This is a genomic window from Clostridium sp. UBA1652 (assembly GCF_002320975.1).
Lineage (GTDB): Bacteria > Bacillota > Clostridia > Clostridiales > Clostridiaceae > Clostridium_T > Clostridium_T intestinale.
The window spans coordinates 1-11,814 of record NZ_DCLI01000086.1; the positions used below are offsets into that span (position 1 = coordinate 1).

14 protein-coding genes, 1 pseudogene and 1 other annotated feature are annotated in these 11,814 nt (G+C 28.3%); of the genes and pseudogenes, 5 read left to right on the forward strand and 10 right to left on the reverse strand.

Annotated features, from left to right (window positions below):
• Window positions 1-336, reverse strand: a 336-nt coding sequence (locus B3N22_RS18705) for an Rpn family recombination-promoting nuclease/putative transposase (protein WP_286909489.1), incomplete at its 3' end; no start/stop codon positions are given.
• A gap of 347 nt (window positions 337-683) precedes the next feature.
• On the opposite strand from B3N22_RS18705, the gene B3N22_RS18710 reads away from it, so the two are divergent.
• Window positions 684-986, forward strand: a complete 303-nt coding sequence (locus B3N22_RS18710) for a hypothetical protein (RefSeq protein WP_238906929.1) — start codon at window positions 684-686, stop codon at window positions 984-986.
• A gap of 5 nt (window positions 987-991) precedes the next feature.
• On the opposite strand, the gene B3N22_RS18715 is transcribed toward B3N22_RS18710, so the two are convergent.
• Window positions 992-1,528 carry a GNAT family N-acetyltransferase gene (locus B3N22_RS18715; RefSeq protein ID WP_286909492.1) on the reverse strand — a complete coding sequence of 179 codons (537 nt, stop codon included), beginning with the start codon at window positions 1,526-1,528 and terminating at the stop codon, window positions 992-994.
• A gap of 254 nt (window positions 1,529-1,782) precedes the next feature.
• Here B3N22_RS18715 and B3N22_RS18720 point away from each other — a divergent pair, with 254 nt between their 5' ends.
• On the forward strand, window positions 1,783-2,313 hold the full coding sequence (locus B3N22_RS18720) for a hypothetical protein (protein ID WP_286909493.1): 531 nt from the start codon (window positions 1,783-1,785) through the stop codon (window positions 2,311-2,313).
• Between the two features lie 82 nt (window positions 2,314-2,395).
• On the opposite strand, the gene B3N22_RS18725 is transcribed toward B3N22_RS18720, so the two are convergent.
• The 8 genes and pseudogenes from B3N22_RS18725 to B3N22_RS18755 all read right to left on the reverse strand — a co-directional run bounded on the left by B3N22_RS18725 (window position 2,396) and on the right by B3N22_RS18755 (window position 10,433).
• Window positions 2,396-3,763, reverse strand: a complete 1,368-nt coding sequence (locus B3N22_RS18725; RefSeq protein WP_286909495.1) for an MATE family efflux transporter — start codon at window positions 3,761-3,763, stop codon at window positions 2,396-2,398.
• A 263-nt stretch (window positions 3,764-4,026) separates the two neighbouring features.
• Window positions 4,027-5,106: a DUF6709 family protein gene (locus tag B3N22_RS18730; RefSeq protein WP_286909497.1), complete on the reverse strand. Its 1,080-nt coding sequence runs from the start codon at window positions 5,104-5,106 to the stop codon at window positions 4,027-4,029.
• Window positions 5,107-5,304: 198 nt separating this feature from the next.
• Window positions 5,305-7,302, reverse strand: a complete 1,998-nt coding sequence (locus B3N22_RS18735; protein WP_286909499.1) for a methionine--tRNA ligase — start codon at window positions 7,300-7,302, stop codon at window positions 5,305-5,307.
• Window positions 7,303-7,362: 60 nt separating this feature from the next.
• Window positions 7,363-7,606: a binding site (T-box leader), on the reverse strand.
• A 46-nt stretch (window positions 7,607-7,652) separates the two neighbouring features.
• The gene (locus B3N22_RS18740; RefSeq protein WP_286909501.1) at window positions 7,653-8,540 is read right to left on the reverse strand and encodes a DUF1002 domain-containing protein; all 888 of its coding nucleotides are present in this window, start codon (window positions 8,538-8,540) and stop codon (window positions 7,653-7,655) included.
• 96 nt (window positions 8,541-8,636) lie between these two features.
• Window positions 8,637-8,891 carry a DUF1653 domain-containing protein gene (locus B3N22_RS18745; RefSeq protein WP_349676653.1) on the reverse strand — a complete coding sequence of 85 codons (255 nt, stop codon included), beginning with the start codon at window positions 8,889-8,891 and terminating at the stop codon, window positions 8,637-8,639.
• Window positions 8,892-9,167: 276 nt separating this feature from the next.
• Window positions 9,168-9,305 carry a hypothetical protein gene (locus tag B3N22_RS18750; RefSeq protein WP_286909503.1) on the reverse strand — a complete coding sequence of 46 codons (138 nt, stop codon included), beginning with the start codon at window positions 9,303-9,305 and terminating at the stop codon, window positions 9,168-9,170.
• Between the two features lie 76 nt (window positions 9,306-9,381).
• Window positions 9,382-9,540, reverse strand: a pseudogene (locus tag B3N22_RS23735) (MerR family transcriptional regulator); the annotation flags it as partial.
• Between the two features lie 476 nt (window positions 9,541-10,016).
• Complete coding sequence (locus tag B3N22_RS18755; protein WP_286909505.1) at window positions 10,017-10,433, reverse strand: DUF5412 family protein; 417 nt, start codon at window positions 10,431-10,433, stop codon at window positions 10,017-10,019.
• A gap of 207 nt (window positions 10,434-10,640) precedes the next feature.
• Here B3N22_RS18755 and B3N22_RS18760 point away from each other — a divergent pair, with 207 nt between their 5' ends.
• From B3N22_RS18760 to B3N22_RS18770, 3 genes are read left to right on the forward strand one after another with little or no spacing between them, the layout of a single operon-like run.
• Window positions 10,641-11,045 carry a hypothetical protein gene (locus tag B3N22_RS18760; protein WP_286909507.1) on the forward strand — a complete coding sequence of 135 codons (405 nt, stop codon included), beginning with the start codon at window positions 10,641-10,643 and terminating at the stop codon, window positions 11,043-11,045.
• Entirely contained in the window at window positions 11,042-11,338 is a 297-nt protein-coding gene (locus B3N22_RS18765; RefSeq protein WP_286909509.1) for a hypothetical protein, read from the forward strand. The genes B3N22_RS18760 and B3N22_RS18765 overlap by 4 nt, the downstream gene beginning before the upstream one ends.
• A 40-nt stretch (window positions 11,339-11,378) precedes the next feature.
• Window positions 11,379-11,735 carry a hypothetical protein gene (locus tag B3N22_RS18770; RefSeq protein WP_286909511.1) on the forward strand — a complete coding sequence of 119 codons (357 nt, stop codon included), beginning with the start codon at window positions 11,379-11,381 and terminating at the stop codon, window positions 11,733-11,735.
• Window positions 11,736-11,814 lie beyond the last annotated feature (79 nt).

Here is an 11,814-nt window from a genome sequence, read left to right on the forward strand (position 1 = left end):
TGCACAACGCAGCGCACTTTTTGACCAGTAGAATAATGTTCTTTCTGCCATAAATTCAGTAGGCAGTATTTGAATTTCTATATCTATCTGCTCGTTATTTCTAGTCTTAACTCTTATATCTAAAACACCTTTTTTGTCTTCTTTAAATTCTCTTAATAATTCCGTGTTTAATAACTCTATTTCCATAAATTCTTCTTTTGGTAAATTCAATACTGCACTCAAAAATGCTGCCAAAACAGATTTATTCTTTTCATCACCGAAAATAAGCTTAAATACAAAATCAACTTTTGGAGACATTATAAAGTCATCATCGTAATTACTGTATTTATTGTTCATAGTTTACTTTCACATCCTTTTATATGGCTATCATTTACTAAAAAAACTCAAATGTAACCATTGAAAATACTATATCTTCTTATATTTATTATATCATATTTATGTGTTTCAATCATCTCATATAAAAGATTTAATTATGTATAATTATCAGCAAAAATCACATTATTTAATCATAAAAAAATAATAAAGGTTAGGATAGATCTTACATCAATACGTCTAAACGAATTCTAATGAAATACTTGCACATTTTCTATAGCAATATGACTAATTGATAGAAGCTATTTTCAGCTTCAATCTAATCCTTTTTATGGTATAATATTACTATCTAATATTGGGAGGTTTTGTCTATGAACGAATCTAATAATGATTTTTCAAAAACCATCAATGACATTGAGGAGTTTAATAAAAAAGTTAATACTCCAGAGTATTTGACTTCTGGGAAACAAACTCTTTTAGTTAAGAATTTAGGTAAATCTAAATTAGGTTTATTAGTATTAGGGATTCTTGGAATTCTCTTTTCTATGATTTCTTTTATCACATCGCTACAAAACAATACCTTTGATATTTTTGAAACTTTTAAAACTCTATTTATATTTTTAATATCATCTCTATTCTTATTTAAAGGAATTAATCTTTATAAAAATAAGTAATTAACTTAGTCCTTTGTTAATGAAAACATGTTTAAGTCTTGATGCTTGTCTCTAAAGTAAACATACTTCCTAAGATAACCTTCATGCAGAAAACCTAGTTTCTTAAGCATGTTTTCAGATGTTTCATTTTCTGGATAAACAAGTGCCTCTATTCTTTCTAGGTTCATTTCATCAAAGCCATATTTTATTATTGATGAAATAGCTTCTTTAGCATAACCTTTTCTCCAAAACTCATTACCCAATTCATACCCTATTTCAGCTCTAAAGTGCCTTTTATTCCAATTATGATAGCCACATGTTCCAATTAACTTGCTTGTACTTTTTAATTCTATTCCCCATCTTATACCCATATCTACTTCAAAAGACTCTTTAAACTTTTCAATCATAACTTCAACTGTTGAAATATCATTAATTGGATATATTCCATAATACTTCATAACCTCTTCTGATGAATATATAGAAAACATCTCTTTTAAATCTTTTTCTGTAATAAGTCTTAGTCTTAGTCGCTCTGTTTCAATTACTGGAAATTCATTGTACATATCCGTATCCCCTATCTTTTAGATATTTTAATTTTTCATACTCACTTTATATAATTAATTCTATTGTACCATAAATTTCCTAATTGATTTTATCTTCATATCTTCATGGTTCGTCATAAGTGCACTAACCATTTCATGATAGGCCTCTTGATATACCTCTTATATTTTATCTATATCAAGTTAATATTTTCGTAATTAAGTTATTACCTTTTTATGGTACAATCATAAAAAACATGATTATGAGGTGTATCTTGATGATGAAGAAATATAAGAAGTTATTAACTAGATTATCTATCTTCTTAATTATATGTATAAGTATAAAAATGTTATTTTTCAGAGATATCCAAACTATAAGTAAAACCTATCATGGATATTATATTGATAATGAACATAGAAAGATTTTAGGAGAGTGTAATATAGAAATTAAAGGTATTCGTAGAGAAGCAATAATAACTCCTTTTGATAACTATCCGCCTAATATACCTACTGCATACGCACCAAAGTTTAATGGATACATAACTATAAATGGTTCCAGATACCCTTTTACAGGAAGAGGAGGTCAAAAAGATGACGGCTCTTTGTTTGAAGATAGTTATTTCCTACTGGTTAAAAATAATAGTGATCTAAATAAATGTTATTCAATTTTCATTTATAATAATTTGAACGAACTATACTTTTCAACTTCAGAAGAATATTATAAAGAACTTGTATGGGCGAGCACTGAAAAATTTGATAACTTTAATGATATATTAGATAAGTTACCTATTTATTATGGTAAGAAATAAGAAAAGTAACCTCTTGTTTCATGATGGACCTTTTTCATATACATCTTAGGCCCATCATTATACTAAGTTCTAGTTATAGATATTAACTTGCTATTTCCTGCTGAAGCTTATTACCACCATCTCTAATATAGGGGTTTTTATAAAATGAGTATACTAGTTGTCCAGCCATTAAGCACCAGATTACTGGTTCGCATATTATAACACCAAAGTAACCCATTTTCCCTATAAGGAAATATACAAACACTATCTTGCCAAAAAACTCAATTATACTAGAGATTAGAGGAACAATCTTTTGCCCAATGCCTTGAAGGGCGTTTCTCAAGTTTAGAAGTATACCTAAAATTGCATAAAAAGGTGCATTTATCATTAAGTATAATGACCCATTATGAATCACAGTGTATTCGCTAGATCCTGATATTGCTCTCATAAGTACTGGTGATAAAAATAATGAAATTATAAAGGCTAGGGCTCCCCAAGCTATAGAAATTATATTTACATACCTGACAGCTTGCCTTATTCTTTTCACTTTATTTGCCCCCTTATTCTGTGAGACAAAGGTTGAAATACTCATTGATAATATACCAATAGGTAACGTAAGAAAACTACTAAGTTTACGTGCAGCAACATGACCTGCAATAATAAGATATCCAAATCCATTAATTGCAGTTTGAAGAATAACTGTCCCAGTTGACACTATAAGAAGCATAATTCCCATGGATAAACCTTGTCCAGATAGATCCATATATAACTCCTTATCGAATTTAAAATGCTCTTTTTTGGGAATAAGTATTTTACATTTATAAAATATATAGACAATACATAAAAGTGCTGATACTCCTTGAGCTATAACCGTTGCAACTGCTGCTCCCCTTATTCCCATACTAAATTTAGTAATAAAAAGAATATCTAATATGACATTTAATACTGATGATATTATAAGAAATACCAAGGGCATGAAACTGTTTCCAATTGCTCTTAAAAAGCCTGCACACAGATTATAAACAAAGGTAACCCCAACAAAAATTGTAACCGTATAAACATAAGAATAAGCTTCATTTATAATGTTTTCTGGAGTATGCAATAGTTGTAATAGAGGAAATAAAAATAATTTAACTATAATCATAATAAATATAGTAATTACTCCTCCTATAACAATGGAAGAAGCTACTGATTTTTTTACTAACTCTTCATCTTTTGCACCATAACTACGGGCTGTTACTATACTAAGTCCATTGCCTATACCTAACGCAAACCCAATTAACATCTCATATATAGCTGTGGTAGATCCTATTGCAGCTAAAGATGTATCTCCTAAAAAATTTCCTACAATCATTATATCTGCCATATTATATAGTTGTTGAAATATACTTGATATAAACAGTGGAATTGTAAATATAGTTAACGACTTAAGTATTTTTCCATTTATTAAGTCCACTTTTGTATTAAACATATATCCTCCTTTTAAATTAAAATTCTATTTAATTATACACCCCCTACAATACTTTGTGGTTTCAAATTTTAAAACTATTGTATATACTTTTAATCTAAGTGTATTTCTTTTTTATAATGGACCTTTTTCATGTACCTCTTAGGCTTATCATAACAAGAAAATCCTAACATCTAGCTTATCTAAGATGTTAGGATTTCAATAGACTTATTAACTTTTCAAAACTTTTACTATATTAATTGATAGATACATTTTAATAAGATATATTAAAATTCAGTTACTTCTGTATTGTAAGATTGTTGCTTCAGTAACTCCCATTGATGTTTAAATTCTTCTGGTTTTTTCTTAAATAAAGCACGAAGTTCATCAGAGTAGCCAACAAAAACAGGCGTTCTGTGAGATATAGCATCAATAATACCATTAGCTCTTTCAACACCTTTTGAAGCAAAACCAGGTACTGCAATCCTATACTTTCTATTATCTGAAAAGACCAACTCCAAACTAGTAACCATATTGATTTTTACAAAAAAGAAAAATCTATATGTAACTCTATGTACATACACCCACATTAACTCCCTTAAAGGAAGCGTTAAAACAACCTGTTTGCTATCTACTATAATGTAGTTTTGGGTTAAAGTAAAAGGTTTAATCGTAAATGTTTCAGAACTATAAATATCCATATCAATACTTGAGTAGGCATTTTCTAAATTACCATTAAAGTAATTTAGAAGACTTTTCTTAGCCCTTCTGTTGATTATAAATGTTCTTCCATACAATATTGAAAATATAAAAATAAATATAACAGCAAGTCCTATAAGCATATAAAGAGATTCTACAGGATAGGCATGTTCAAGATAATTTGGTAGTATTATAGAATTCACTTCTTCATAAGTCAATCCATCTTCTACTAAAACGTTTTTCAACGTTCTTAATGTATCAGGTTCAAAAGCACGTATATTCCCACTAACCACATAATAAGAAATTTCTCCATTAATAACTTTTTCAATATCTTCTTTAGGTACAGATACAGGAAGAATTTTATCTTCAATTCTAATTCCCAAAAAATAGTCTGTAACATTATCAAATGTACTGTTATCTTTGGAGTTAAACATAGCAAAATTCATATCATATATTTCACTAGACTCTATTTTTACATAGTAATCATTAGATTTAGCATTATAATAATCAGATAATGTATTTATTATAAACGGATTATCTTTCTTATCATTATATTCGTAGACTCCATAACCAATTAGCAAAAATAAAATCAGAGAAAAAATTGCTACCCCTAGAAATCTGCCACGCCTCCATTTCTTGTGCATTTTAAAAACATAAGAATCATTCATTAAATTAGTCCCCCTAAGTTTGTTTATTAATAATTTATACATATTTTATATCGACACATTAATTAAATTCTTTACACATTTACAAGAAACCGGAAAATTATTATATATGTAAATAAAGATAAGATAGAGAGGTATATTAATGTCATGATGGGCCTTTTCACATATCTCTTAGGCCCATCATGACAAGAAAACTGATTACTATTTTGCAAGACTTTCACTTAATTGACTTTCATGTTTTTCAAAGAAATCTTCTCTAGGCATCAAATATTTCAACTTATGCTCTTTATCAATAATTTTATATATAGGTTCAAATATGAAGTCCCAGCTCCAAAGTTTTTTATCTACATTTAGATAATCTCTTACTTTTTCACATCCAGTTGGAGCTATAGGATGAAGTAGAGTTATGATGGTTCTTACAGCATGGAAACTGTCTATGAGAACTTGTTTTCTTAGTACATCATCATTTTCGCTTTCTGCTTTTTTCATGTTACTTACCCAGTACTTATTCATCTTTCTTATATAACTATCAAGAACATAAATCACACTGTGAAATTCATGATTGTACATGTTATTTTCATAGTTTATGATAGCCTCTTTAGCTTCTTCTAAAATTTCTTCACTTATTTCTCCTACTGGTATTTCTGAATCATAGTATTTTTGAGATGTATAAAAACATGAACGAACAAGTCTGTTAAATACATTAGTAAGAAGATTTCCATCTTTTAATACTGGATCAGCTCCTTGCTTCTCTTCTTCACTCATAAATACTTGTGGAGTGAAGCTGGCACTTTTTCTTGATAAACCCAAACTTAAAAAATGCATTCTTAATTGTTCTGGAGTGTAGAAATTTAATAAATCTCTTGCCATAGGTGGTTTTACTTTACCACTGCTGCTAGCTTTTTTATCCATAAACAGTAGATGATTATTTGCAATCAAGTGTGGAATGTTGATGTTTTCGAAGTCTACCTTGTTATCATAGTTTATTCCTGTAAGTGCCATGAAAAGGCCCATCTCAGCAACACCATAAAAATAGATATTATCTTCTCCCATGAATTGATATACCTTTGATTCTTTAGAGTTCCAGAAATTTTTCCACTCATCTGATGTCTTTCCTATAGATTCTAGATAGGCCTTAGTAAATGATATTGGGGCCCATAAAGATTCTGGCCATACCCAAAAAGTAAGATTTTTAAGTTCGTCTTTATCAGGTACATCTATACCCCATTCAACATTTCCTGATAATCTAAAGGGAACTAAAGTTTTTCCTGTCCTAAATCTTATGCCCATTTTATCAAACACTTCTCTTGCTTTATCTCTATCTTCTAGGTTCTTAAATATGAAAGAGATGGAAGCTTTCTTAGAATCATCTTCAACTGTATGAGTTGGAAGTTTTTCATCCAAATCTGTTATACCTTCAAGTTGCTTACGTTTTACATATATAATTGGTGGCTTTAAAAATTCTTCAATGGTATTTAAAACATATTTTCTCCAATTTGATGTTTTTCTTAAATGCTCTACACCCTCACTTAATAGGTGCATGTATTTATCTAATTCAAAATACCAATTAGCCACATCTACAAGTTCAGGTGTTTTACCTGATAATATGCTCTTAGGATCTATAAGTTCATTAGGCATATATTGATGTCCCAAATCACATTCATCTGCATATCCTTTTTCAGAACTACATCCTTCTATAGGGCACTTCCCTATTACTTGCCTTCCATTTAATAAGGCTTTGAAATCAGGATCATAAAATTGTGGTGATGATAATTTTACAAGATATCCATTATCATATAAATTATTGAATATTTCTTTTGATAATTCCTTGTGTATCTCTCCTGCTCTTCCTAGTGCAGAGCCAGCATATAAACTTGGATTTATTTCATATTTATCTAATACCTCTTTTTGTTTTTCATGGTTCTCAACAACATACTCTTCTATGGTTTTATTATAAGAACCTTCATCTACAAGTTTTTTGTAACTTGCAAGTATAGGGGAACCATAACAATCTGTCCCTGATACAAATATCACATTCTCTTCACCTATTCTATCCTTTAAAAATCTTGAGAAGGTATCTGCATGCACAAACACACCACCTACATGACCAAAGTGTAAATCTTTATTGCCATATGGCATTCCAGAAGTTATAACTGCTCTTTTAGGAAAGACAGGTCTTTCTAGTTTTCTTTTTTCCATAATATTCACTCCTTAAAAATCTGTATTTAATGAAAAAAAATCGCCCCTACACAAACAATGTGTAGGGGCGATTTATATATCGCGTTACCACCCTAATTCATTAACATGTCACCATATTAATCTCATCAAGTACAATTATACTCTAGTTCTGTAACGTGAACAAACGTCATAGCATCATCTACTTAATATAGAATCCGTATGAGGCTCCAAGACTTGTTTCATTAAAATTTTCACCATTCCTTCTCACCACCAGGAATTCTCTGTAAGCTTCCATAATAACTACTCTTCTTTTCATAGCTTTTGATTTACTCAAAGTATATTAAATCAAAATTCAGTTGTCAAGGGGGTTTCTATTTTGAAAATAAGTTTTTTATTGCATTAAATACATCTGAAAAGAACTGTCCTATCTTTGCAAATAAACCTTTTGCCTCTTCACTTGTTAATTTATCTTTTAATTGATTGGTTACATCATTTAATTGATCTTTTATGCTGTTGTAATCAAGATCTAGGTTATTTATCTTACTCATCAAAGCTTTTATACTAGCTATATCTTCAGCTGATAACTTATCCTTATACTCTGTAACTGCATTATCAACAATTTTGTTGACTTCTTCTTCTGTCTTAGGCTTTTCCTTTATTACTTCCTTTTTTATATCATTCATTAAATTAGAAGCATCATCTTGACCTATCTTTTCTGCAACATCACCTGTAGTTACTAATTCTTCATTTGCAGCTTCTTTTTTATTTTCATCAATTTTTTCTCCAGAAGTACTGGTTTCAAATCCTTTCAATATTCCTGTTAATGCTGCTGTACCAGACACCTCAAAAGGCGCTGCTGCTACCACATTAGCATTTTCAATTCCTGCTGTAATCAAAGCATTTTTTATCATTCCATCATTAACCCAAGTAAGATTGTTTGTGCTTACCTTTATACCACCCTTACTTGTTGGTTCAACATAAGAACAAGATATTGCTCTATTACCAAGCTGAGCCTGAGTTGCAACCTTTCCTAAGTATGTATGCTCCTCTTTTGATGTAACTTCTAATAGGTTAACTTCATTTTTAGTCACTTCAAAATACTTTAGCATGTCATCCTTCTGAGCTTGAGTTAAATCTGCTCCTAAAGTTACAGACTTGAAAGAATCTGCATGAGCAGTAACTCCTGTAAATCCAGTAACAAAAGCTCCTAAAGCCATGGATGATATAATAAGCTTATTTATAAATGATTTCATCTTCATAATTTATATTCTCCTTTTAATAAACTTCTCTTTCTTGATTATAATATAAACAAGTTAATTTTTACTTAGAATAATCTTACAATAATATTAATAATTTCACTTTACACTTTTAATAGTTGTAGGCTCAAATCTGTACTCTTGCTCTATATTAGGATACTTCGCCTTATCCACTTCACTTAAAAACATATCAACAGGCCTTGCATAAATACCACAATCTCCATATAAAGCCTTATAAATAACTAATTTTTCTCTAGTTTCTGAATGCTCAGCTACATCTAAAACTAAATATAAATCTCCTTTAAAATGCTTAAATATTTTCCCTTTATACTCTGATAAATTTATGTTTTGCATTTTTATACTCCTAAAAGTTATTTTGAGAGAAGCATTTTAACTACTTCTCTCTAATTATTTTACTACTTTTGACTGTATCTTCAAGAGCTACGTCAAAATCACTATAAAGGATCTATTCTTCCTGAAAAGGATTAGACTGACGCTGAGAATCGCATCTACCACAATAATGTGCACATCTACTCTGTAGAAGCCATTTTTCAGGCTTCATTAAGTTCTTTTTAACATCATTTTAAAAATTCATTTCTCTGAATTTTCTCCTTCACTATTCACTTTTCTCTATTCACTCTTAATTCTCTTCTTACTCTCATCCCTTGCATTACCTTCTAAGGATTTAAGATCTTTATGCTTGGAACCTTCATCATAGCTGTTTGAAAAACCTGTTTTGTTAAGTGGTACTTTATTTATGTTTTTCATCGTGTTTTCCTCCTATGCTTGTTTAAACATAGTTTGTATGCTTATCATTACTTTAATTCAGGGAATAAAATACTATTTAATCTTTTCCTAATTTCTTTTTTATTTCTCCTATTGTTAATCCATTAATCTTTAGTTGATTAATTTCATTCAATCTTTTAAGAGTCTCCACTCCAAGATATTTTCTTACAAGTCCACTATCTATCTGCTCGTAGGGAATTAATCTTTCTTTCGTATAATATTTTAATGTTCCCTATCTCATACTTGAGATTTGGACAAGTTCATTTATTGTTACTAATTCAGAATTTAGTATTTTATCTATGCCTCTTACTCTAGACATTTTAGACTAACCCTGTAACTACATCAAAATTTAAATTAACTAAAGAAAAAACCTCAATATTTAAAATATATTTTTTTTATTCCAAGACCTCCGTGCCTACTCAATTATAAACCAAATTATATATTTTTTACCTTTAAATACAATCTTATGTGTTTTATAATTAATACATATAGAATAGATAGGATTGGTCTTTTGAAAAAATTAGAATCATTTTTTTAATTAAGAAAAGAAAAATATAATTTATTTTCTCTTCTTTCTGACTATTACATTTCTCCTAATTTTTGTTTTATATATACACTATAAAAGACCTCTTTAATATTAAATTTCATATTAGTTATGTAAATAAAGGTGATAATATCTTATTAAGAAAAACATTATTTAGAGTTGCTTCTATCAACTTTTTCATATTTGACCTCAATATTATTAATACTTGTAACCTTCTTAAATATGTCGTAGTCCTGACAACTATAAATTACGTTAAGCGAATCGTTATTTTTCCAAGATATATCAATAAAATCTGAATTATCTCCTATAAATAAGTTTCCTGATTGATCTTCAAGATCATCATCATTTTCTAAGATTGAAACTTGGGGACTAAATGAAGTAGTTGCTCCAAGATCTCTTATAAATGCTATTGCTTTAAATTTTTTGTCAGGTGATTCTAAAATTTTTACTATTTTATTATGTGAAATAGTATTTTTATTGATATCATTTATACTTTCTATTAAAAAGTAAATCGGAATAGAAAATATCATTATTATAATAAAAATTAAAAAAAGTTTTTTATACAAAAGCATCACCTCATTAATGTTTTAGTAAATTATAGCATAAAAAGGTGAAAAATAACAGCATCGAGAAATGGAATTACTATCGGTATAGACATCTTGAAATTATCCATAAATAAATACTACTTTCTAATTTAAATATTAAATTATTCGTAAAATTACGCTTATACCATATAATTCATGAAATAAATTATATAAAGGGGATGAGAGTATATGCTTAAAAAATTTACTATTATAGGCTTAATTTTTTGCATAGTGTTTATTGTATTAACTTTAATTTCACCTAAAAAGTTCAATGGGAAATGGTATTTATATAATGGTAATGATATAAATACTGAATCTAATATATCTAATCAACTAAATTCAAAAGATTATATAGAAATTTCAAAAGGAACTATGAAAACTTTTAAAGATAATGGCAAAAACGGAATCTCTGAGTTGAAGATAAGTGGAGGTAAAATGTATGTTGGCGATGCAATCTACAAATATGATATAAATAAAATCGAAGAACATAAGATTTTATTTTTAGAATTAATAGGATATGATAACGGGCATATAAAAGATTTTATTGAAAATGGTGAGGAGTATATATATGTATTTGAGGAGGATATAAATTGAATAAAGTTTTATTTATATTTAGTTTTTTAATTATCAAAATCACTATTTTTGCTTTAATTAGTTTTCTAATTAATCTAAGTTTCTTAAATCGGATTAAAAAGACAAGTAGTATGAAGAATCTTATTTTTGGATTACAAATCACCCTAATAGGAATCACTTCATTATATATAGTATGGAATTATACTTTTCATAGCATTTTTTGGGGTATTGCCATGTGGTTTATTCCTATATATTTAATCACTACTGGATTTACATTTGGTTTAATTGGTTATTTAGATAAAAGTAATACTTAATTTTAATAAATACTACTTAATGTAGAAGGGAGTATACTATATGATAAACACATCAATTGCATTTATTCTCGCATTTTTATTAAGAGGAATTACATATTCAATAGGTAAATTTGATTTTACTAACTCACCATTATTTTCATTTAAAAATTTTTTTGATTTTATAATTTTATTCCTGTATTATTTACTTTTTTTATTTATTATAAATAAAGTTACAAATAGAAAAGGTGTAACTTACAATGGTAAGTTAATAAAAGATATGCAGAAAAATGGATTGAAGATTTATTTAGATGGAGAAGATGAAGAAATTACAATAAAATCTGATAGTGAGATATTTGTTTTAGTAGGCTTTATAAATGAAGACAATGGAATGAGAGGACTATCAATAAAAAGAATTTAATTATCTAAGACACCACATTATTCAAGTGAATTTGCGGTGTTTTTTCTTTAGAAATATATATATATATGTTTTAATAAAG